Source organism: Candidatus Chryseobacterium colombiense (assembly GCA_029203185.1).
Taxonomy (GTDB): Bacteria; Bacteroidota; Bacteroidia; order Flavobacteriales; family Weeksellaceae; genus Chryseobacterium; species Chryseobacterium colombiense.
In genome coordinates this window covers 3,561,998-3,586,292 of sequence record CP119310.1, presented here as the reverse complement: position 1 = coordinate 3,586,292, position 24,295 = coordinate 3,561,998, and the positions used below count along the sequence as shown (strand labels likewise).

Annotated in this window: 6 protein-coding genes, 6 tRNA genes and 9 rRNA genes; 2 read left to right on the top strand and 19 right to left on the bottom strand. The window is 42.4% G+C overall.

Annotation, left to right across the window (positions count from 1 at the left end; all coding sequences use genetic code 11):
* Window positions 1-12 precede the first annotated feature (12 nt).
* Window positions 13-891: an EamA family transporter gene (locus tag P0Y62_16250; protein ID WEK69372.1), complete on the bottom strand. Its 879-nt coding sequence runs from the start codon at window positions 889-891 to the stop codon at window positions 13-15.
* A gap of 347 nt (window positions 892-1,238) precedes the next feature.
* On the opposite strand from P0Y62_16250, the gene P0Y62_16245 reads away from it, so the two are divergent.
* Window positions 1,239-2,867, top strand: coding sequence for a carboxyl transferase domain-containing protein (locus tag P0Y62_16245; GenBank protein WEK69371.1), 1,629 nt, complete (start codon window positions 1,239-1,241; stop codon window positions 2,865-2,867).
* Between the two features lie 19 nt (window positions 2,868-2,886).
* Window positions 2,887-3,534, top strand: a complete 648-nt coding sequence (locus P0Y62_16240) for a hypothetical protein (protein WEK69370.1) — start codon at window positions 2,887-2,889, stop codon at window positions 3,532-3,534.
* 440 nt (window positions 3,535-3,974) lie between these two features.
* On the opposite strand, the gene rrf (P0Y62_16235) is transcribed toward P0Y62_16240, so the two are convergent.
* The 18 genes from rrf (P0Y62_16235) to P0Y62_16150 form a co-directional block, all read right to left on the bottom strand.
* Window positions 3,975-4,083, bottom strand: a 5S ribosomal RNA gene (gene rrf, locus P0Y62_16235).
* Between the two features lie 125 nt (window positions 4,084-4,208).
* Window positions 4,209-6,961, bottom strand: a 23S ribosomal RNA gene (locus P0Y62_16230).
* Window positions 6,962-7,119: 158 nt separating this feature from the next.
* A tRNA-Ala gene (locus tag P0Y62_16225) sits at window positions 7,120-7,193 on the bottom strand.
* 83 nt (window positions 7,194-7,276) lie between these two features.
* Window positions 7,277-7,350: transfer RNA gene (locus tag P0Y62_16220), tRNA-Ile, on the bottom strand.
* Window positions 7,351-7,621: 271 nt separating this feature from the next.
* Window positions 7,622-9,138, bottom strand: a 16S ribosomal RNA gene (locus tag P0Y62_16215).
* A 1,080-nt stretch (window positions 9,139-10,218) separates the two neighbouring features.
* A 5S ribosomal RNA gene (gene rrf / locus P0Y62_16210) occupies window positions 10,219-10,327 on the bottom strand.
* A gap of 125 nt (window positions 10,328-10,452) precedes the next feature.
* A 23S ribosomal RNA gene (locus tag P0Y62_16205) occupies window positions 10,453-13,205 on the bottom strand.
* A gap of 158 nt (window positions 13,206-13,363) precedes the next feature.
* Window positions 13,364-13,437: transfer RNA gene (locus tag P0Y62_16200), tRNA-Ala, on the bottom strand.
* Between the two features lie 83 nt (window positions 13,438-13,520).
* Window positions 13,521-13,594, bottom strand: a tRNA-Ile gene (locus tag P0Y62_16195).
* 271 nt (window positions 13,595-13,865) lie between these two features.
* Window positions 13,866-15,382 (bottom strand): 16S ribosomal RNA (locus P0Y62_16190).
* A 1,080-nt stretch (window positions 15,383-16,462) separates the two neighbouring features.
* Window positions 16,463-16,571: ribosomal RNA gene (gene rrf, locus P0Y62_16185) — 5S ribosomal RNA — on the bottom strand.
* Window positions 16,572-16,696: 125 nt separating this feature from the next.
* Window positions 16,697-19,449, bottom strand: a 23S ribosomal RNA gene (locus P0Y62_16180).
* Window positions 19,450-19,607: 158 nt separating this feature from the next.
* Window positions 19,608-19,681: transfer RNA gene (locus tag P0Y62_16175), tRNA-Ala, on the bottom strand.
* A gap of 83 nt (window positions 19,682-19,764) precedes the next feature.
* A tRNA-Ile gene (locus P0Y62_16170) sits at window positions 19,765-19,838 on the bottom strand.
* A gap of 271 nt (window positions 19,839-20,109) precedes the next feature.
* Window positions 20,110-21,626, bottom strand: a 16S ribosomal RNA gene (locus P0Y62_16165).
* The 16S, 23S and 5S rRNA genes sit together here with 6 tRNA genes alongside, the layout of an rRNA operon.
* An 853-nt stretch (window positions 21,627-22,479) precedes the next feature.
* Window positions 22,480-22,806: a VanZ family protein gene (locus tag P0Y62_16160; GenBank protein ID WEK69369.1), complete on the bottom strand. Its 327-nt coding sequence runs from the start codon at window positions 22,804-22,806 to the stop codon at window positions 22,480-22,482.
* Between the two features lie 25 nt (window positions 22,807-22,831).
* Entirely contained in the window at window positions 22,832-23,209 is a 378-nt protein-coding gene (gcvH, locus tag P0Y62_16155; GenBank protein WEK69368.1) for a glycine cleavage system protein GcvH, read from the bottom strand.
* A 121-nt stretch (window positions 23,210-23,330) separates the two neighbouring features.
* Window positions 23,331-24,203 (bottom strand): CPBP family intramembrane metalloprotease, encoded by an 873-nt coding sequence (locus P0Y62_16150; protein ID WEK69367.1) that lies wholly within the window; start codon window positions 24,201-24,203, stop codon window positions 23,331-23,333.
* Window positions 24,204-24,295 lie beyond the last annotated feature (92 nt).

Sequence of the window (24,295 nt, the reverse complement as noted above, 5' to 3'; positions counted from 1 at the left end):
TCTAGGCGATGCTTAATTAAGTTGTTTTTGTTTTTTTGCTTTTATTAATCCATTAACAATAATTGCCAATATCATTACAAATGATGCTATATAAAAAATGGGACTCATATGCTCTGATTCTCCAAAGATAAAAAAAGCTAATATAATTCCGTAAACCGGCTCTAAATTAACTGTTAAAATTAAAGTAAAAGGTGAAATATATTTCATCAGCTTCACAGATTCTAACATAGGAAAAGCTGTAAAGACACTCGCCAACAAGCATATTAATGCAATATCTCTATAACTTATTTCATTCATGTGGAAAATTTGCCCGGAGAACAAATAAATTATCATCAACATAAACCATCCGCAAAAAATTTCATAAAAAATGATATTTCCGGAACTTGTTTTCCCAAACATTTTCCCATTAAAAACCGAAAATATGGTTCCAAATATTGCACATAAAATTCCGTAAAAAATTCCTTCTTTATACTGAAACTCGGTTTTAAATATTAACAATATGCAGGCAACAATTACCAATCCCATTATTACTTCGGAAGCATCTATCTTTCTTTTAAAAATAATCGGCTCCAAGATGGAAGCAAATAATGTGGATAATGAAAGGCAGCTCAAAGCTATTGAAACATTCGACACTTTAATCGAATAAAAAAAACAATACCAGTGAAGCGCCATTGCAAAACCAATTGCAGCCAACTGAAAAAAAATTTTCTTCGAAACCTTGATACTTTCTTTCTTATAAATCCTGATAAAGGCATACAGAAAAACAGCTGCGAACAGCATTCTGTAAAAAACCAGAATCTGTGCATTGGCATGAATAAGTTTTCCCAAAATTGCCGTAAATCCCCATAAAAAAACAATCAAATGCAATCTAAACAGTGCCAACTTATGCATACCCTACTTCTTTTTAATTTTAATAGGCAAATTTACAAATCGCTTTAACATATTGGGCAGATTTATTCATTTTTTACAAAAAAAAACCCTGAAAATTTGTTCAACTTTCAGGGCTTTCAAATAATAAACTATTAAAAAAATAAACTAGGAACTTAGAGTATTTTTCAGAGAATATACCTCCAATACTCTATTGTAAAGTTATAAAAAATCTCAATAATATAAAAATATTTTCATGTTAAAAATTTCACAATTTTCTGAAAACCAATATTTTAAACACTTGTTTTAATTCAGTTTAAATTCTTTTTAAAAATAGTATCTTTAGCACTATATAAAATGAATTTATTTTTATGGACCTTGAATTCAACAAAAGAGAAGATCAAAACAGATTAAAATTATCAGAGATCAATCGCCTGCTTTCCGAAATAAAAAAAGGGGGTGGTGAAAAAAGACTTCAAAAACTTCGTGATGAAGGAAAAATGACAGCAAGAGAAAGAATTGAATATCTTCTCGATAAAAATACGGATTCAATAGAAGTGGGTGCATTTGCAGGATTTGAAATGTATCAGGAACATGGAGGCTGCCCTAGTGGAGGTGTTGTAGTAGTGATAGGATATGTTTCCGGGAGACAGTGTATCGTTGTTGCTAACGATGCTTCCGTAAAAGCTGGAGCCTGGTTTCCGATCACAGGAAAGAAAAACCTTAGAGCTCAGGAAATTGCTATGGAAAACAAACTGCCTATCATCTATCTGGTAGATTCAGCAGGTGTATACTTGCCTATGCAGGATGAAATTTTCCCCGATAAAGAGCATTTTGGAAGAATTTTCAGGAACAATGCAAAAATGAGTTCTATGGGAATTATTCAAATTTCTGCAGTAATGGGAAGCTGTGTTGCTGGTGGAGCATATTTACCCATCATGAGCGACGAAGCAATGATTGTTGATAAAACGGGATCTATCTTCCTTGCGGGAAGCTACCTTGTAAAAGCTGCGATTGGTGAAAGTATCGACAATGAAACTTTAGGTGGGGCAACCACACACTGTTCTATTTCAGGTGTTACTGATTATAAGGCTAAAGATGATAAAGATGCTTTGGACAGGATCAAAAATATTATGAAATCTATCGGAAGTACTGAAAAAGCAGGTTTCGACAGAATTGAAAGTTTCCCGCCAAAAGAAACCCCTGACAATATTTTTGGAATTATGCCAGTTTCCAGAGCTGAGCAATATGATACTTATGAAATCATCAAGTGTTTGGTAGACAATTCTGAATACGAAGAATACAAAGCTGATTATGGTAAAAGTATTGTTTGCGCAACCGCGAGAATTGACGGCTGGTCTGTAGGAATTGTTGCTAATCAGAGAAAATTGGTTAAAAGTGGTAAAGGTGAAATGCAATTTGGCGGAGTGATCTATTCGGATTCTGCGGATAAAGCAACAAGGTTTATTGCTAATTGTAATCAGAGAAAAATTCCTTTAGTATTCTTACAGGATGTTACTGGTTTCATGGTAGGCTCAAAGTCTGAACATGGAGGTATTATTAAAGATGGTGCTAAAATGGTAAATGCAGTTTCGAATTCTGTAGTTCCTAAGTTTACTATTATCACCGGGAATTCTTACGGCGCAGGAAATTATGCGATGTGTGGAAAAGCATATGATCCGAGATTAATTGTAGCTTGGCCTTGGGCTGATCTAGCTGTAATGGGAGGAGCACAAGCCGCAAAAGTTTTAGCTCAAATCCAGGAATCTACTTTAAAAAAGCAAGGAAAAGAAATTACTGAAGCAGAACACAACGAAATTCTAGAAACAATTTCAAAAAGATACCAGAAACAAACTGAAGCAACGTATGCTGCAGCCAGGCTTTGGACAGATGCTATCATTAATCCAACGGATACTAGGAAATGGATTTCTATGGGAATTGAAGCTGCAAATCATGCTCCTATTACAGAAAAATTTAATTTGGGAGTGATTCAGGTATAACTTCTATAAATGCATAATCATGAAAAAACAATTACTAATCTTATTAAGTGTCTTTATTTCAGGTATATCATTTTCACAATGCACTATAGCTGGTAAATCAGTCTTGAAAGTACAGGATGAAGAAACCTACAGCATATCTCCTGAGATAGCTCAATGTAAAGATTGCCATTTGTGGTCTAACTATGGCAAAAATGCGGCTATAATAGGTGATAACAAACTTAACAGCATTAAGCTGAAAGCTAATGAAGAGGGACGCCAGTTAATATCTATTTCGGTACTTACCTCACAAGGGATGGTTCAATGCAGTAAAACGGTCGAAATATTAGATGGTAAGAATTATGATAATGCCATAAATGGAACATCAGCTGATGTAAAACAAAATACCAATACCAGTAAAAATTGTGATATTCAGGTCACAGATTTTAAGCAGGGGAAATTTGGTGACGGAATCGTAAATTTCTTTCCGAACGTCTCCAACAATGAATATAGATATGCTTGGACGGTAAATTATTCTGATGGAAGCATTATGAAATCTGCAGATAAGACCTCTCAATTTCCATTTACCAAAGAAAAAGGGATAAGTCTTGTAAAGCTTCAGATCTTCTCTAAAAACTGTATAAAAGATCTCTCCAGATCCTATGAACCTATTTTCTGGGAACATTTTTAAACCTATACTTTACTTTAATAAAAAAACCGAAGAAAATTTTCTTCGGTTTTTTATTTATAGCTATTTATAAATGACATAAATCTTCAATAATAAATAAGCATTTTGTATTCATCCCTGACCATCTAATAGCCAGAATTCCTGTAATAAATCACTTCTATATTAGTAGCTATTTCCCGCTTTCGCTACTCGCTTTTTACCCATAATTTTTCCTTTTCAGTAAAAAGAATTCACAAACCATGCCGTTCAATCTGGGCTAGAGTCTAATAGTCAAATAACTTCAATTCCACTTCCGAATAATATATTTGAAATTAGATATTCTAATTGCTAAAAGAGGTCATCATATTGTACCCACTATATTCTTCCTACTTCTTATGGAAAAGTGTCAAAGTGTATAAAACGCAAAAAGTCTCATACATAACTGTATGAGACTTTTAAATAAAAACTGGCGGCGACCTACTCTCCCGCTTGTCGCAGTACCATCGGCGCTGGTGGGCTTAACTTCTGTGTTCGGAATGGGAACAGGTGAGCCCCACCGCTAAAACCACCCTAAAGGTTGTATATAGCTGTTGGCTATTGGCTGATTGCCATTGGCCATGAGCTTTTTATCGGTAAATTTCATCACAAAGGCAAAACCAGTGTTGCACTTATAAGGCTTGTTTTAGTAATAACCAATAGGCTATAAATCTACGGGTAATTAGTACTACTCGGCTATGCTGTTACCAACTTTACACCTGTAGCCTATCAACGTTGTCATCTCCAACGACCCTTAAAAGATGTCTCATCTTGAGGCGAGTTTCGCACTTATATGCTTTCAGTGCTTATCTCTTCCAAACGTAGCTACTCAGCGGTGCACCTGGCGGTACAACTGATACACCAGAGGTTTGTTCAATTCGGTCCTCTCGTACTAGAATCAAGCCCTCTCAAACATCTAACGCCCGCAATAGATAGAGACCGAACTGTCTCACGACGTTCTGAACCCAGCTCGCGTGCCACTTTAATGGGCGAACAGCCCAACCCTTGGGACCTTCTCCAGCCCCAGGATGTGACGAGCCGACATCGAGGTGCCGAACCTCCCCGTCGATGTGAGCTCTTGGGGGAGACTAGCCTGTTATCCCCGGAGTACCTTTTATCCTATGAGCGATGGCCCTTCCATACGGAACCACCGGATCACTATGTCCTGCTTTCGCACCTGATCGACTTGTAGGTCTCACAGTCAAGCACCCTTATGCCATTACACTCTACGCACGGTTACCAAGCGTGCTGAGGGTACCTTTGAAAGCCTCCGTTACTCTTTTGGAGGCGACCACCCCAGTCAAACTACCCACCACGCAATGTCCTTCTTAAAGAAGTTAGGCTCCAAGTAAGTAAAGGGTGGTATTTCAACGTCGACTCCACCAACACTAGCGTGCCAGCTTCAAAGTCTCCCACCTATCCTACACATTACTTACTCAAAGTCAATACGAAGTTATAGTAAAGGTTCACAGGGTCTTTTCGTCCCATTGCGGGTAATCGGCATCTTCACCGATACTACAATTTCACCGAGCTCGTGGCTGAGACAGTGCCCAGATCGTTACACCATTCGTGCAGGTCGGAACTTACCCGACAAGGAATTTCGCTACCTTAGGACCGTTATAGTTACGGCCGCCGTTTACTGGGGCTTCAGTCAAACGCTTCGCTTACGCTAACGCCCTTCCTTAACCTTCCAGCACCGGGCAGGTGTCAGACCCTATACAGCATCTTTCGATTTAGCAGAGTCCTGTGTTTTTGATAAACAGTCGCCTGGGCCTCTTCACTGCGGCCAGCATTGCTGCTGGCGTCTCTTCTTCCGAAGTTACGAGACTATTTTGCCTAGTTCCTTAGCCACGACTCACTCGAGCACCTTAGGATTCTCTCCTCGACCACCTGTGTCGGTTTTGGTACGGGTTGCTTCACTTCGGCTTTTCTTGGATCCGATTTCACTATAACAGCTTCGCCCGAAGGCTAGGCCTTGACACTTCCGTCCGTCTTCAATAGCTACGTCGAACCGTCCCCTTTTTAGTGTGAGCAAGTATGGGAATATTAACCCATTGTCCATCCACTACCCCTTTCGGGTTCGCGTTAGGTCCCGACTAACCCTCAGCTGATTAGCATGGCTGAGGAAACCTTAGTCTTTCGGTGAGGGGGTTTCTCGCCCCCTTTATCGTTACTTATGCCTACATTTTCTTTTCTGTCCGCTCCACAATACCTCACGATACTGCTTCGGCGCAAACAGAATGCTCTCCTACCAGATGTATTAATACAAATCCATAGCTTCGGTAATATGTTTATGCCCGATTATTATCCATGCCGGACCGCTCGACTAGTGAGCTGTTACGCACTCTTTAAATGAATGGCTGCTTCCAAGCCAACATCCTAGCTGTCAATGCAGTCCAACCGCGTTGCTTCAACTTAACATATATTTGGGGACCTTAGCTGTTGGTCTGGGTTCTTTCCCTCTCGGACATGGACCTTAGCACCCATGCCCTCACTGCCGCAGAACATTTATTAGCATTCGGAGTTTGTCAGGAATTGGTAGGCGGTGAAACCCCCGCATCCAATCAGTAGCTCTACCTCTAATAAACTCATTTGCGACGCTGCACCTAAATGCATTTCGGAGAGTACGAGCTATCTCCCAGTTTGATTGGCCTTTCACCCCTACCCACAGGTCATCCGAAGACTTTTCAACGTCAACCGGTTCGGTCCTCCACTCTGTGTTACCAGAGCTTCAACCTGCCCATGGGTAGATCACAAGGTTTCGCGTCTAATCCTACTAACTATGCGCCCTATTCAGACTCGCTTTCGCTCCGGCTCCGGACCTGAAGTCCTTAACCTCGCTAGTAAAATTAACTCGTAGGCTCATTATGCAAAAGGCACGCCGTCACCCAACTTGTGGGCTCCGACCGCTTGTAGGCGTACGGTTTCAGGTTCTATTTCACCCTTCTATTCGAAGTGCTTTTCACCTTTCCTTCACAGTACTTGTTCACTATCGGTCTTTCAGGAGTATTTAGCCTTGGAGGATGGTCCCCCCATATTCAGACAGGATTTCACGTGTCCCGCCCTACTCATTTATCACTCAAATATGCCTTTCATATACGGGGCTATCACCCTCTATGGCTGTTCTTTCCAGAACATTCTATTAAACATATAAAAGCTTTTGGGCTAATCCGCTTTCGCTCGCCACTACTTACGGAATCTCTTCGATTTCTTTTCCTCCGGGTACTTAGATGTTTCAGTTCTCCGGGTTTGCTCCTCTTACGAGGTGACTAGTCTTCAACTAGCCGGGTTGCCCCATTCGGACATCTCGGGATCAATTCGTGTGTGCCAATCCCCCGAGCTTTTCGCAGCTTACCACGTCCTTCTTCGCCTCTGAAAGCCTAGGCATCCGCCATACGCCCTTAACGATTTCTTTCCTATTTTTAGGTTACTCAAGCACTTATAAGTGCTCGGTTTTCTCTTTGTGATGTCTTTACCGTTAATGTCAATGATCTTAATTTCTTCTTTTCCGACTGATGAACAGATGTTGTTTTTGGCTCCATCCGTAACTTTTAAATCAGTCTTCCAAAACTGTGGAGAATAAGGGAGTCGAACCCTTGACCTCCTGCGTGCAAGGCAGGCGCTCTAGCCAGCTGAGCTAATTCCCCCTCTAGTTGCTGTTGGCTTATTGCTAATTGCTTCGGGCTTTTTTGCCATAAGCTATAAGCCATTTGCCAGCCGCCTTAATTAGTAGTCTCGGGCAGGCTCGAACTGCCGACCTCTACATTATCAGTGTAGCGCTCTAACCAGCTGAGCTACGAGACTTTGTATGAGCAATGGGTGATGAGTAATAAGTAATCCTTTTCCTCCTGTCCATTTCTCAATCTCTTTCCCTTTTACTAATTTCTAGTGGGTTTTATTTTTTATATATTTATAAGTAATTAGTAATGAGTAATTTTTTACGATCCAATTACTTGGCTCTTTTTACTTTTATCTTTTTACTTATAAACCAACCAAACAAAAAACTAAAGCTTTACTTTGAATAAGTACTTTGTGTCTAGGACACTAATTTTGTTTTACGTCTAAAGACGCTCTAAAATGAGATGTTCCAGCCGCACCTTCCGGTACGGCTACCTTGTTACGACTTAGCCCTAGTTACCTGTTTTACCCTAGGCAGCTCCTTTTACGGTCACCGACTTCAGGTACCCCAGACTTCCATGGCTTGACGGGCGGTGTGTACAAGGCCCGGGAACGTATTCACCGCGCCATGGCTGATGCGCGATTACTAGCGATTCCAGCTTCATAGAGTCGAGTTGCAGACTCCAATCCGAACTGAGACCGGCTTTCGAGATTTGCATCACATCGCTGTGTAGCTGCCCTCTGTACCGGCCATTGTATTACGTGTGTGGCCCAAGGCGTAAGGGCCGTGATGATTTGACGTCATCCCCACCTTCCTCTCTACTTGCGTAGGCAGTCTCACTAGAGTCCCCAACTGAATGATGGCAACTAGTGACAGGGGTTGCGCTCGTTGCAGGACTTAACCTAACACCTCACGGCACGAGCTGACGACAACCATGCAGCACCTTGAAAATTGCCCGAAGGAAGGTCTATTTCTAAACCGATCAATTCCCATTTAAGCCTTGGTAAGGTTCCTCGCGTATCATCGAATTAAACCACATAATCCACCGCTTGTGCGGGCCCCCGTCAATTCCTTTGAGTTTCATTCTTGCGAACGTACTCCCCAGGTGGCTAACTTATCACTTTCGCTTAGTCTCTGAAGCCGAAGCCCCAAAAACGAGTTAGCATCGTTTACGGCGTGGACTACCAGGGTATCTAATCCTGTTCGCTCCCCACGCTTTCGTCCATCAGCGTCAGTTAAGACATAGTGACCTGCCTTCGCAATTGGTGTTCTAAGTAATATCTATGCATTTCACCGCTACACTACTTATTCCAGCCACTTCTACCTTACTCAAGACCTGCAGTATCAATGGCAGTTTCACAGTTAAGCTGTGAGATTTCACCACTGACTTACAGATCCGCCTACGGACCCTTTAAACCCAATAAATCCGGATAACGCTTGCACCCTCCGTATTACCGCGGCTGCTGGCACGGAGTTAGCCGGTGCTTATTCGTATAGTACCTTCAGCTTTCCACACGTGGAAAGGTTTATCCCTATACAAAAGAAGTTTACAACCCATAGGGCCGTCGTCCTTCACGCGGGATGGCTGGATCAGGCTCTCACCCATTGTCCAATATTCCTCACTGCTGCCTCCCGTAGGAGTCTGGTCCGTGTCTCAGTACCAGTGTGGGGGATCACCCTCTCAGGCCCCCTAAAGATCACTGACTTGGTAGGCCGTTACCCTACCAACTATCTAATCTTGCGCGTGCCCATCTTTATCCACCGGAGTTTTCAATATCAAATGATGCCACTTAATATATTATGGGGTATTAATCTTCCTTTCGAAAGGCTATCCCCCTGATAAAGGCAGGTTGCACACGTGTTCCGCACCCGTACGCCGCTCTCTCTGTTCCGAAGAACAAATACCGCTCGGCTTGCATGTGTTAGGCCTCCCGCTAGCGTTCATCCTGAGCCAGGATCAAACTCTCCATTGTATGTTTGTCTGACTCACTCAAAGTTTTTAACGCTTTAGTTTTTCCTTACTTGGTTGTTATATTGTATGTCAATGATCTTCCAATCTTTCGCTTTTTCCGAAGCACTCTCTCTGTCAGTGGCGCTCCGTATTTGCGAGTGCAAAAGTAAAAAATTATTTCTTTATGACCAAATGTTTTTTGAGAATTTTTTAAAGTTTTTTGATGACCTTAATTTCTTTATTTACCATTCAATCCCACTCCTGCGCTTCCCGTTTTACCGGACTGCAAAGATACAAAAATTTTTAACTCCCGCAACTTTTATTTCTAAAAATTTTTGATTGTTTCTCTTCGTATCCTAAAGTGATTTTCTTAATCTTTTTGCCCATCTAAAGGCTCTTCTGCGCTTACTGATATACTCTCGTTTTCAGTGGGGCAAAGATAAAGACTTTAACCCTACACTTCCAAACTTACTTAACATAAAATTAAATTTAAATTCATATTTGAACTTAACTAGCTGACTCCGTGACCAAATATTTTTAAACTAACGTTTGATATTTTATGCCTGAAGATGGAAGAACATAAGTATTGGAACTTTTATTGGAGGCTTGGATAATTTAATGATAGAAAAATTCAGCTTATCTATTTTGTTTTAGTGCTACAGGTTTTGAGTTGGTTTATTCATAATAGAGAAGATCCTTTGGTTAATTGGGTTCCTGGACTTTATAATTTACTCTCGAAAAGATTTTTATTTTTGGGAGATTTTTTAGAAGCGGTAATGTATCAAAAGTTGTTATTAGATAAATCGTTTCGTACTAAGCTCAAAAGTGGGGACAATAACTGGGTCATAAATTTTACGCAAAGAATTTCAGTATCTAATGTTATAAAACGATGTAAAATAAATATACTTAGATTATTTTGATATGTCTAATATCTAATGTCTAGCATTTAAGTATCTAATGCCTTAAAAAGTTTAAAAAGGGAGAAGGATATAGTATAAACCAAACAACCTCATTCAAATAAATGAATGAGGTTTAATGTATATAGTAAATAGTATAAAACGCAAAAAGTCTCATACATAACTGTATGAGACTTTTAAATAAAAACTGGCGGCGACCTACTCTCCCGCTTGTCGCAGTACCATCGGCGCTGGTGGGCTTAACTTCTGTGTTCGGAATGGGAACAGGTGAGCCCCACCGCTAAAACCACCCTAAAGGTTGTATATAGCTGTTGGCTATTGGCTGATTGCCATTGGCCATGAGCTTTTTATCGGTAAATTTCATCACAAAGGCAAAACCAGTGTTGCACTTATAAGGCTTGTTTTAGTAATAACCAATAGGCTATAAATCTACGGGTAATTAGTACTACTCGGCTATGCTGTTACCAACTTTACACCTGTAGCCTATCAACGTTGTCATCTCCAACGACCCTTAAAAGATGTCTCATCTTGAGGCGAGTTTCGCACTTATATGCTTTCAGTGCTTATCTCTTCCAAACGTAGCTACTCAGCGGTGCACCTGGCGGTACAACTGATACACCAGAGGTTTGTTCAATTCGGTCCTCTCGTACTAGAATCAAGCCCTCTCAAACATCTAACGCCCGCAATAGATAGAGACCGAACTGTCTCACGACGTTCTGAACCCAGCTCGCGTGCCACTTTAATGGGCGAACAGCCCAACCCTTGGGACCTTCTCCAGCCCCAGGATGTGACGAGCCGACATCGAGGTGCCGAACCTCCCCGTCGATGTGAGCTCTTGGGGGAGACTAGCCTGTTATCCCCGGAGTACCTTTTATCCTATGAGCGATGGCCCTTCCATACGGAACCACCGGATCACTATGTCCTGCTTTCGCACCTGATCGACTTGTAGGTCTCACAGTCAAGCACCCTTATGCCATTACACTCTACGCACGGTTACCAAGCGTGCTGAGGGTACCTTTGAAAGCCTCCGTTACTCTTTTGGAGGCGACCACCCCAGTCAAACTACCCACCACGCAATGTCCTTCTTAAAGAAGTTAGGCTCCAAGTAAGTAAAGGGTGGTATTTCAACGTCGACTCCACCAACACTAGCGTGCCAGCTTCAAAGTCTCCCACCTATCCTACACATTACTTACTCAAAGTCAATACGAAGTTATAGTAAAGGTTCACAGGGTCTTTTCGTCCCATTGCGGGTAATCGGCATCTTCACCGATACTACAATTTCACCGAGCTCGTGGCTGAGACAGTGCCCAGATCGTTACACCATTCGTGCAGGTCGGAACTTACCCGACAAGGAATTTCGCTACCTTAGGACCGTTATAGTTACGGCCGCCGTTTACTGGGGCTTCAGTCAAACGCTTCGCTTACGCTAACGCCCTTCCTTAACCTTCCAGCACCGGGCAGGTGTCAGACCCTATACAGCATCTTTCGATTTAGCAGAGTCCTGTGTTTTTGATAAACAGTCGCCTGGGCCTCTTCACTGCGGCCAGCATTGCTGCTGGCGTCTCTTCTTCCGAAGTTACGAGACTATTTTGCCTAGTTCCTTAGCCACGACTCACTCGAGCACCTTAGGATTCTCTCCTCGACCACCTGTGTCGGTTTTGGTACGGGTTGCTTCACTTCGGCTTTTCTTGGATCCGATTTCACTATAACAGCTTCGCCCGAAGGCTAGGCCTTGACACTTCCGTCCGTCTTCAATAGCTACGTCGAACCGTCCCCTTTTTAGTGTGAGCAAGTATGGGAATATTAACCCATTGTCCATCCACTACCCCTTTCGGGTTCGCGTTAGGTCCCGACTAACCCTCAGCTGATTAGCATGGCTGAGGAAACCTTAGTCTTTCGGTGAGGGGGTTTCTCGCCCCCTTTATCGTTACTTATGCCTACATTTTCTTTTCTGTCCGCTCCACAATACCTCACGATACTGCTTCGGCGCAAACAGAATGCTCTCCTACCAGATGTATTAATACAAATCCATAGCTTCGGTAATATGTTTATGCCCGATTATTATCCATGCCGGACCGCTCGACTAGTGAGCTGTTACGCACTCTTTAAATGAATGGCTGCTTCCAAGCCAACATCCTAGCTGTCAATGCAGTCCAACCGCGTTGCTTCAACTTAACATATATTTGGGGACCTTAGCTGTTGGTCTGGGTTCTTTCCCTCTCGGACATGGACCTTAGCACCCATGCCCTCACTGCCGCAGAACATTTATTAGCATTCGGAGTTTGTCAGGAATTGGTAGGCGGTGAAACCCCCGCATCCAATCAGTAGCTCTACCTCTAATAAACTCATTTGCGACGCTGCACCTAAATGCATTTCGGAGAGTACGAGCTATCTCCCAGTTTGATTGGCCTTTCACCCCTACCCACAGGTCATCCGAAGACTTTTCAACGTCAACCGGTTCGGTCCTCCACTCTGTGTTACCAGAGCTTCAACCTGCCCATGGGTAGATCACAAGGTTTCGCGTCTAATCCTACTAACTATGCGCCCTATTCAGACTCGCTTTCGCTCCGGCTCCGGACCTGAAGTCCTTAACCTCGCTAGTAAAATTAACTCGTAGGCTCATTATGCAAAAGGCACGCCGTCACCCAACTTGTGGGCTCCGACCGCTTGTAGGCGTACGGTTTCAGGTTCTATTTCACCCTTCTATTCGAAGTGCTTTTCACCTTTCCTTCACAGTACTTGTTCACTATCGGTCTTTCAGGAGTATTTAGCCTTGGAGGATGGTCCCCCCATATTCAGACAGGATTTCACGTGTCCCGCCCTACTCATTTATCACTCAAATATGCCTTTCATATACGGGGCTATCACCCTCTATGGCTGTTCTTTCCAGAACATTCTATTAAACATATAAAAGCTTTTGGGCTAATCCGCTTTCGCTCGCCACTACTTACGGAATCTCTTCGATTTCTTTTCCTCCGGGTACTTAGATGTTTCAGTTCTCCGGGTTTGCTCCTCTTACGAGGTGACTAGTCTTCAACTAGCCGGGTTGCCCCATTCGGACATCTCGGGATCAATTCGTGTGTGCCAATCCCCCGAGCTTTTCGCAGCTTACCACGTCCTTCTTCGCCTCTGAAAGCCTAGGCATCCGCCATACGCCCTTAACGATTTCTTTCCTATTTTTAGGTTACTCAAGCACTTATAAGTGCTCGGTTTTCTCTTTGTGATGTCTTTACCGTTAATGTCAATGATCTTAATTTCTTCTTTTCCGACTGATGAACAGATGTTGTTTTTGGCTCCATCCGTAACTTTTAAATCAGTCTTCCAAAACTGTGGAGAATAAGGGAGTCGAACCCTTGACCTCCTGCGTGCAAGGCAGGCGCTCTAGCCAGCTGAGCTAATTCCCCCTCTAGTTGCTGTTGGCTTATTGCTAATTGCTTCGGGCTTTTTTGCCATAAGCTATAAGCCATTTGCCAGCCGCCTTAATTAGTAGTCTCGGGCAGGCTCGAACTGCCGACCTCTACATTATCAGTGTAGCGCTCTAACCAGCTGAGCTACGAGACTTTGTATGAGCAATGGGTGATGAGTAATAAGTAATCCTTTTCCTCCTGTCCATTTCTCAATCTCTTTCCCTTTTACTAATTTCTAGTGGGTTTTATTTTTTATATATTTATAAGTAATTAGTAATGAGTAATTTTTTACGATCCAATTACTTGGCTCTTTTTACTTTTATCTTTTTACTTATAAACCAACCAAACAAAAAACTAAAGCTTTACTTTGAATAAGTACTTTGTGTCTAGGACACTAATTTTGTTTTACGTCTAAAGACGCTCTAAAATGAGATGTTCCAGCCGCACCTTCCGGTACGGCTACCTTGTTACGACTTAGCCCTAGTTACCTGTTTTACCCTAGGCAGCTCCTTTTACGGTCACCGACTTCAGGTACCCCAGACTTCCATGGCTTGACGGGCGGTGTGTACAAGGCCCGGGAACGTATTCACCGCGCCATGGCTGATGCGCGATTACTAGCGATTCCAGCTTCATAGAGTCGAGTTGCAGACTCCAATCCGAACTGAGACCGGCTTTCGAGATTTGCATCACATCGCTGTGTAGCTGCCCTCTGTACCGGCCATTGTATTACGTGTGTGGCCCAAGGCGTAAGGGCCGTGATGATTTGACGTCATCCCCACCTTCCTCTCTACTTGCGTAGGCAGTCTCACTAGAGTCCCCAACTGAATGATGGCAACTAGTGACAGGGGTTGCGCTCGTTGCAGGACTTAACCTAACACCTCACGGCACGAGCTGACGACAACCATGCAGCACCTTGAAAATTGCCCGAAGGAAGGTCTATTTCTAAACCGATCAATTCCCATTTAAGCCTTGGTAAGGTTCCTCGCGTATCATCGAATTAAACCACATAATCCACCGCTTGTGCGGGCCCCCGTCAATTCCTTTGAGTTTCATTCTTGCGAACGTACTCCCCAGGTGGCTAACTTATCACTTTCGCTTAGTCTCTGAAGCCGAAGCCCCAAAAACGAGTTAGCATCGTTTACGGCGTGGACTACCAGGGTATCTAATCCTGTTCGCTCCCCACGCTTTCGTCCATCAGCGTCAGTTAAGACATAGTGACCTGCCTTCGCAATTGGTGTTCTAAGTAATATCTATGCATTTCACCGCTACACTACTTATTCCAGCCACTTCTACCTTACTCAAGACCTGCAGTATCAATGGCAGTTTCACAGTTAAGCTGTGAGATTTCACCACTGACTTACAGATCCGCCTACGGACCCTTTAAACCCAATAAATCCGGATAACGCTTGCACCCTCCGTATTACCGCGGCTGCTGGCACGGAGTTAGCCGGTGCTTATTCGTATAGTACCTTCAGCTTTCCACACGTGGAAAGGTTTATCCCTATACAAAAGAAGTTTACAACCCATAGGGCCGTCGTCCTTCACGCGGGATGGCTGGATCAGGCTCTCACCCATTGTCCAATATTCCTCACTGCTGCCTCCCGTAGGAGTCTGGTCCGTGTCTCAGTACCAGTGTGGGGGATCACCCTCTCAGGCCCCCTAAAGATCACTGACTTGGTAGGCCGTTACCCTACCAACTATCTAATCTTGCGCGTGCCCATCTTTATCCACCGGAGTTTTCAATATCAAATGATGCCACTTAATATATTATGGGGTATTAATCTTCCTTTCGAAAGGCTATCCCCCTGATAAAGGCAGGTTGCACACGTGTTCCGCACCCGTACGCCGCTCTCTCTGTTCCGAAGAACAAATACCGCTCGGCTTGCATGTGTTAGGCCTCCCGCTAGCGTTCATCCTGAGCCAGGATCAAACTCTCCATTGTATGTTTGTCTGACTCACTCAAAGTTTTTAACGCTTTAGTTTTTCCTTACTTGGTTGTTATATTGTATGTCAATGATCTTCCAATCTTTCGCTTTTTCCGAAGCACTCTCTCTGTCAGTGGCGCTCCGTATTTGCGAGTGCAAAAGTAAAAAATTATTTCTTTATGACCAAATGTTTTTTGAGAATTTTTTAAAGTTTTTTGATGACCTTAATTTCTTTATTTACCATTCAATCCCACTCCTGCGCTTCCCGTTTTACCGGACTGCAAAGATACAAAAATTTTTAACTCCCGCAACTTTTATTTCTAAAAATTTTTGATTGTTTCTCTTCGTATCCTAAAGTGATTTTCTTAATCTTTTTGCCCATCTAAAGGCTCTTCTGCGCTTACTGATATACTCTCGTTTTCAGTGGGGCAAAGATAAAGACTTTAACCCTACACTTCCAAACTTACTTAACATAAAATTAAATTTAAATTCATATTTGAACTTAACTAGCTGACTCCGTGACCAAATATTTTTAAACTAACGTTTGATATTTTATGCCTGAAGATGGAAGAACATAAGTATTGGAACTTTTATTGGAGGCTTGGATAATTTAATGATAGAAAAATTCAGCTTATCTATTTTGTTTTAGTGCTACAGGTTTTGAGTTGGTTTATTCATAATAGAGAAGATCCTTTGGTTAATTGGGTTCCTGGACTTTATAATTTACTCTCGAAAAGATTTTTATTTTTGGGAGATTTTTTAGAAGCGGTAATGTATCAAAAGTTGTTATTAGATAAATCGTTTCGTACTAAGCTCAAAAGTGGGGACAATAACTGGGTCATAAATTTTACGCAAAGAATTTCAGTATCTAATGTTATAAAACGATGTAAAATAAATATACTTAGATTATTTTGATATGTCTAATATCTAATGTCTAGCATTTAAGTATCTAATGCCTTAAAAAGTTTAAAAAGGGAGAAGGATATAGTATAAACCAAACAACCTCATTCAAATAAATGAATGAGGTTTAATGTATATAGTAAATAGTATAAAACGCAAAAAGTCTCATACATAACTGTATGAGACTTTTAAATAAAAACTGGCGGCGACCTACTCTCCCGCTTGTCGCAGTACCATCGGCGCTGGTGGGCTTAACTTCTGTGTTCGGAATGGGAACAGGTGAGCCCCACCGCTAAAACCACCCTAAAGGTTGTATATAGCTGTTGGCTATTGGCTGATTGCCATTGGCCATGAGCTTTTTATCGGTAAATTTCATCACAAAGGCAAAACCAGTGTTGCACTTATAAGGCTTGTTTTAGTAATAACCAATAGGCTATAAATCTACGGGTAATTAGTACTACTCGGCTATGCTGTTACCAACTTTACACCTGTAGCCTATCAACGTTGTCATCTCCAACGACCCTTAAAAGATGTCTCATCTTGAGGCGAGTTTCGCACTTATATGCTTTCAGTGCTTATCTCTTCCAAACGTAGCTACTCAGCGGTGCACCTGGCGGTACAACTGATACACCAGAGGTTTGTTCAATTCGGTCCTCTCGTACTAGAATCAAGCCCTCTCAAACATCTAACGCCCGCAATAGATAGAGACCGAACTGTCTCACGACGTTCTGAACCCAGCTCGCGTGCCACTTTAATGGGCGAACAGCCCAACCCTTGGGACCTTCTCCAGCCCCAGGATGTGACGAGCCGACATCGAGGTGCCGAACCTCCCCGTCGATGTGAGCTCTTGGGGGAGACTAGCCTGTTATCCCCGGAGTACCTTTTATCCTATGAGCGATGGCCCTTCCATACGGAACCACCGGATCACTATGTCCTGCTTTCGCACCTGATCGACTTGTAGGTCTCACAGTCAAGCACCCTTATGCCATTACACTCTACGCACGGTTACCAAGCGTGCTGAGGGTACCTTTGAAAGCCTCCGTTACTCTTTTGGAGGCGACCACCCCAGTCAAACTACCCACCACGCAATGTCCTTCTTAAAGAAGTTAGGCTCCAAGTAAGTAAAGGGTGGTATTTCAACGTCGACTCCACCAACACTAGCGTGCCAGCTTCAAAGTCTCCCACCTATCCTACACATTACTTACTCAAAGTCAATACGAAGTTATAGTAAAGGTTCACAGGGTCTTTTCGTCCCATTGCGGGTAATCGGCATCTTCACCGATACTACAATTTCACCGAGCTCGTGGCTGAGACAGTGCCCAGATCGTTACACCATTCGTGCAGGTCGGAACTTACCCGACAAGGAATTTCGCTACCTTAGGACCGTTATAGTTACGGCCGCCGTTTACTGGGGCTTCAGTCAAACGCTTCGCTTACGCTAACGCCCTTCCTTAACCTTCCAGCACCGGGCAGGTGTCAGACCCTATACAGCATCTTTCGATTTAGCAGAGTCCTGTGTTTTTGATAAACAGTCGCCTGGGCCTCTTCACTGCGGCCAGCATTGCTGCTGGCGTCTCTTCTTCCGAAGTTACGAGACTATTTTGCCTAGTTCCTTAGCCACGACTCACTCGAGCACCTTAGGATTCTCTCCTCGACCACCTGTGTCGGTTTTGGTACGGGTTGCTTCACTTCGGCTTTTCTTGGATCCGATTTCACTATAACAGCTTCGCCCGAAGGCTAGGCCTTGACACTTCCGTCCGTCTTCAATAGCTACGTCGAACCGTCCCCTTTTTAGTGTGAGCAAGTATGGGAATATTAACCCATTGTCCATCCACTACCCCTTTCGGGTTCGCGTTAGGTCCCGACTAACCCTCAGCTGATTAGCATGGCTGAGGAAACCTTAGTCTTTCGGTGAGGGGGTTTCTCGCCCCCTTTATCGTTACTTATGCCTACATTTTCTTTTCTGTCCGCTCCACAATACCTCACGATACTGCTTCGGCGCAAACAGAATGCTCTCCTACCAGATGTATTAATACAAATCCATAGCTTCGGTAATATGTTTATGCCCGATTATTATCCATGCCGGACCGCTCGACTAGTGAGCTGTTACGCACTCTTTAAATGAATGGCTGCTTCCAAGCCAACATCCTAGCTGTCAATGCAGTCCAACCGCGTTGCTTCAACTTAACATATATTTGGGGACCTTAGCTGTTGGTCTGGGTTCTTTCCCTCTCGGACATGGACCTTAGCACCCATGCCCTCACTGCCGCAGAACATTTATTAGCATTCGGAGTTTGTCAGGAATTGGTAGGCGGTGAAACCCCCGCATCCAATCAGTAGCTCTACCTCTAATAAACTCATTTGCGACGCTGCACCTAAATGCATTTCGGAGAGTACGAGCTATCTCCCAGTTTGATTGGCCTTTCACCCCTACCCACAGGTCATCCGAAGACTTTTCAACGTCAACCGGTTCGGTCCTCCACTCTGTGTTACCAGAGCTTCAACCTGCCCATGGGTAGATCACAAGGTTTCGCGTCTAATCCTACTAACTATGCGCCCTATTCAGACTCGCTTTCGCTCCGGCTCCGGACCTGAAGTCCTTAACCTCGCTAGTAAAATTAACTCGTAGGCTCATTATGCAAAAGGCACGCCGTCACCCAACTTGTGGGCTCCGACCGCTTGTAGGCGTACGGTTTCAGGTTCTATTTCACCCTTCTATTCGAAGTGCTTTTCACCTTTCCTTCACAGTACTTGTTCACTATCGGTCTTTCAGGAGTATTTAGCCTTGGAGGATGGTCCCCCCATATTCAGACAGGATTTCACGTGTCCCGCCCTACTCATTTATCACTCAAATATGCCTTTCATATACGGGGCTATCACCCTCTATGGCTGTTCTTTCCAGAACATTCTATTAAACATATAAAAGCTTTTGGGCTAATCCGCTTTCGCTCGCCACTACTTACGGAATCTCTTCGATTTCTTTTCCTCCGGGTACTTAGATGTTTCAGTTCTCCGGGTTTGCTCCTCTTACGAGGTGACTAGTCTTCAACTAGCCGGGTTGCCCCATTCGGACATCTCGGGATCAATTCGTGTGTGCCAATCCCCCGAGCTTTTCGCAGCTTACCACGTCCTTCTTCGCCTCTGAAAGCCTAGGCATCCGCCATACGCCCTTAACGATTTCTTTCCTATTTTTAGGTTACTCAAGCACTTATAAGTGCTCGGTTTTCTCTTTGTGATGTCTTTACCGTTAATGTCAATGATCTTAATTTCTTCTTTTCCGACTGATGAACAGATGTTGTTTTTGGCTCCATCCGTAACTTTTAAATCAGTCTTCCAAAACTGTGGAGAATAAGGGAGTCGAACCCTTGACCTCCTGCGTGCAAGGCAGGCGCTCTAGCCAGCTGAGCTAATTCCCCCTCTAGTTGCTGTTGGCTTATTGCTAATTGCTTCGGGCTTTTTTGCCATAAGCTATAAGCCATTTGCCAGCCGCCTTAATTAGTAGTCTCGGGCAGGCTCGAACTGCCGACCTCTACATTATCAGTGTAGCGCTCTAACCAGCTGAGCTACGAGACTTTGTATGAGCAATGGGTGATGAGTAATAAGTAATCCTTTTCCTCCTGTCCATTTCTCAATCTCTTTCCCTTTTACTAATTTCTAGTGGGTTTTATTTTTTATATATTTATAAGTAATTAGTAATGAGTAATTTTTTACGATCCAATTACTTGGCTCTTTTTACTTTTATCTTTTTACTTATAAACCAACCAAACAAAAAACTAAAGCTTTACTTTGAATAAGTACTTTGTGTCTAGGACACTAATTTTGTTTTACGTCTAAAGACGCTCTAAAATGAGATGTTCCAGCCGCACCTTCCGGTACGGCTACCTTGTTACGACTTAGCCCTAGTTACCTGTTTTACCCTAGGCAGCTCCTTTTACGGTCACCGACTTCAGGTACCCCAGACTTCCATGGCTTGACGGGCGGTGTGTACAAGGCCCGGGAACGTATTCACCGCGCCATGGCTGATGCGCGATTACTAGCGATTCCAGCTTCATAGAGTCGAGTTGCAGACTCCAATCCGAACTGAGACCGGCTTTCGAGATTTGCATCACATCGCTGTGTAGCTGCCCTCTGTACCGGCCATTGTATTACGTGTGTGGCCCAAGGCGTAAGGGCCGTGATGATTTGACGTCATCCCCACCTTCCTCTCTACTTGCGTAGGCAGTCTCACTAGAGTCCCCAACTGAATGATGGCAACTAGTGACAGGGGTTGCGCTCGTTGCAGGACTTAACCTAACACCTCACGGCACGAGCTGACGACAACCATGCAGCACCTTGAAAATTGCCCGAAGGAAGGTCTATTTCTAAACCGATCAATTCCCATTTAAGCCTTGGTAAGGTTCCTCGCGTATCATCGAATTAAACCACATAATCCACCGCTTGTGCGGGCCCCCGTCAATTCCTTTGAGTTTCATTCTTGCGAACGTACTCCCCAGGTGGCTAACTTATCACTTTCGCTTAGTCTCTGAAGCCGAAGCCCCAAAAACGAGTTAGCATCGTTTACGGCGTGGACTACCAGGGTATCTAATCCTGTTCGCTCCCCACGCTTTCGTCCATCAGCGTCAGTTAAGACATAGTGACCTGCCTTCGCAATTGGTGTTCTAAGTAATATCTATGCATTTCACCGCTACACTACTTATTCCAGCCACTTCTACCTTACTCAAGACCTGCAGTATCAATGGCAGTTTCACAGTTAAGCTGTGAGATTTCACCACTGACTTACAGATCCGCCTACGGACCCTTTAAACCCAATAAATCCGGATAACGCTTGCACCCTCCGTATTACCGCGGCTGCTGGCACGGAGTTAGCCGGTGCTTATTCGTATAGTACCTTCAGCTTTCCACACGTGGAAAGGTTTATCCCTATACAAAAGAAGTTTACAACCCATAGGGCCGTCGTCCTTCACGCGGGATGGCTGGATCAGGCTCTCACCCATTGTCCAATATTCCTCACTGCTGCCTCCCGTAGGAGTCTGGTCCGTGTCTCAGTACCAGTGTGGGGGATCACCCTCTCAGGCCCCCTAAAGATCACTGACTTGGTAGGCCGTTACCCTACCAACTATCTAATCTTGCGCGTGCCCATCTTTATCCACCGGAGTTTTCAATATCAAATGATGCCACTTAATATATTATGGGGTATTAATCTTCCTTTCGAAAGGCTATCCCCCTGATAAAGGCAGGTTGCACACGTGTTCCGCACCCGTACGCCGCTCTCTCTGTTCCGAAGAACAAATACCGCTCGGCTTGCATGTGTTAGGCCTCCCGCTAGCGTTCATCCTGAGCCAGGATCAAACTCTCCATTGTATGTTTGTCTGACTCACTCAAAGTTTTTAACGCTTTAGTTTTTCCTTACTTGGTTGTTATATTGTATGTCAATGATCTTCCAATCTTTCGCTTTTTCCGAAGCACTCTCTCTGTCAGTGGCGCTCCGTATTTGCGAGTGCAAAAGTAAAAAATTATTTCTTTATGACCAAATGTTTTTTGAGAATTTTTTAAAGTTTTTTGATGACCTTAATTTCTTTATTTACCATTCAATCCCACTCCTGCGCTTCCCGTTTTACCGGACTGCAAAGATACAAAAATTTTTAACTCCCGCAACTTTTATTTCTAAAAATTTTTGATTGTTTCTCTTCGTATCCTAAAGTGATTTTCTTAATCTTTTTGCCCATCTAAAGGCTCTTCTGCGCTTACTGATATACTCTCGTTTTCAGTGGGGCAAAGATAAAGACTTTAACCCTACACTTCCAAACTTACTTAACATAAAATTAAAACAGAATTACAATTGTGGGAAAATTATAGACATAATATATTGATACACTTTTACATAAATCAGAACACACACTTATCCACAATAACAAAATGAATCGTAATTATTTCTCAAAACGTACTCAGAGCTGGTTTTAAGAATGGATGCAGTATTTGTTTAGGTGAATATATCGTGAAATTTGAAACCTGACAGGTTTTAATTGTAGAAAAAAGTTACTATTGTAATTACCTCTTATTATATAGTATATTTATATAGCCCTGATCGCAGCATTTGTCTGAGCTCATTTTCTTTTAAAAGAAAATAGCGAGTGCGGAGAGCAGGATAAAGCTCCTAATAATTCATGAACATTGATGAAATGTACTTTTCTTTTGAGGAAATCCTATTTGTTAATCAGAAAAAACGTTTGATAAGTACCTTATATGTATAATAGCCGATCAAGCATCCAATGGTATCTGCAACAACATCGAGAGTTTCCATGGATCTTCCGAGCCCCATTTCTTCCTGAAGGATCTCTGTGAGAAAGGCGTAAATAAGAATAATTTGAAAAAAGTAAGAGAACTTAATTTTTGGGAAGACTGCCATGAAGCAGAAACCAAGCATTGCGAATATACTTAGATGTAAAACTTTGTCGATACCGTTGAACATGAACCAGTATTCGTGATTCTCTTCTCCGGGCTTAAGCAGCATATAAGTAAGAAATGCCCAATAAATGGGCAAAATCTTACTAAATATTTTTGATATCCTATCCAATGATAGCCTGATATTCTTCTGCAGAAAGTAATTCTGAATGATCTGCACCTCCAGCAATTTCTAATTTAATGATCCATCCGTCTCCGTAAGGGTCTGAATTTAATAATTCCGGCTGATCTTCTAATTCTGAGTTAAATTCAATCACTTTTCCAGAAATAGGTAAGAATAAGTCTGAAACTGTTTTTACAGCTTCTACACTTCCGAAAACGTCTCCTCCATTAAGCTCATCATCTACAGTATCTACATCTACATATACGATATCTCCCAACTCGCCCTGTGCGAAATCTGTAATACCGATTGTAGCAACGTTACCTTCAATCTTAATCCATTCGTGATCTTTAGTGTACTTTAATTCTGATGGTGTGTTCATTTTTATTTTTTTATGCCAACAAATTTATTCAAAATAGATAAATGCTCAAAGGAAATAGAGAAATATTTATCGGGAAGATTAAAGCTGTTGATTTACAGGGAAAATTTTAAGTTCATATCAATTATTCTTCTGTAATCTTGCTTTTATCCAGTAATTCATGAAATGTCTGACAGTCTAACTTTTTTGTACTGTTTTGTTTTCTTTTTATGGTGATATTGAACATACCGAAATATACCTCTTTTAATTCCGTGTTTGGGCAAAATAATTTATTAATATTATCAATGCTTGTATTTACTGCTTTAACTTCTTTGTTTTGGTAAAATTCTACCTGCCCTTCCTTTTCAAACAGTGAAACGTATTGATAGGTCATTACAAAATCATTGGTTTCTACTTTTTTCAACGTTCTGTCTGAGTTTTCATAGGCTATAATTGCAGTAGAAATAAGAGTCCCATTAACAAGAAAATGTACCAGTATGGAAGACCAAAGTCCAACATTAAGAACCAACCATATTAAAACCAAGGCCAATCCCGCAGTTCCAATAATGCTAGGATATGAGAAAATACTTAGTAAGTCGTAAAACTTGTAATGCATTAAGCTAAACAATAAAGCATTTACAAAGTAAGAGTATTTCAGAAAATTATTTTTAGTTTTTAATTCAGATAAAATAATAAACAGTATTAATAGAGGAATCAGAAAGTAGCTTTGCTGCATCATCACAAAAAATGCAATCCCAAAGTAGCTTATATATTTTAAATATTTTTTCCCCGTAAAAATACCCCGAAAAAAGAGTTCTTCAAAAACAGGTGCAAATAAAACACCGCCAAGAATCATAGTCATTACATTAAGATTATTAAATCTCGTTTCTCTGGAGGATGGATCCGTAATTTTAAAGTGATCGAGAATAATTGCAAGAAGGTTAAAGCAAATAAATGAAGGAATTCCAATCTTTAATAAATAATTTTCCCGGTACGTTTTCTTTTTTACGATTTCCATAGTTTGTAGTAAGAATAAAAGGCATACTTTAAAGTATACCTTTATATTGATTTTAATTGATAATATTTGATTTTCAAAGGTAACAAAACCTT

Bases quoted from the DNA above. Each gene is read 5' to 3' on its own strand.
- P0Y62_16250 (WEK69372.1), bottom strand. From the start codon at position 891: ATGCATAAGTTGGCACTGTTTAGATTGCATTTGATTGTTTTTTTATGG.
- P0Y62_16245 (WEK69371.1), top strand. From the start codon at position 1,239: ATGGACCTTGAATTCAACAAAAGAGAAGATCAAAACAGATTAAAATTA.
- P0Y62_16240 (WEK69370.1), top strand. From the start codon at position 2,887: ATGAAAAAACAATTACTAATCTTATTAAGTGTCTTTATTTCAGGTATA.
- gcvH (WEK69368.1), bottom strand. From the start codon at position 23,209: ATGAACACACCATCAGAATTAAAGTACACTAAAGATCACGAATGGATT.
- P0Y62_16150 (WEK69367.1), bottom strand. From the start codon at position 24,203: ATGGAAATCGTAAAAAAGAAAACGTACCGGGAAAATTATTTATTAAAG.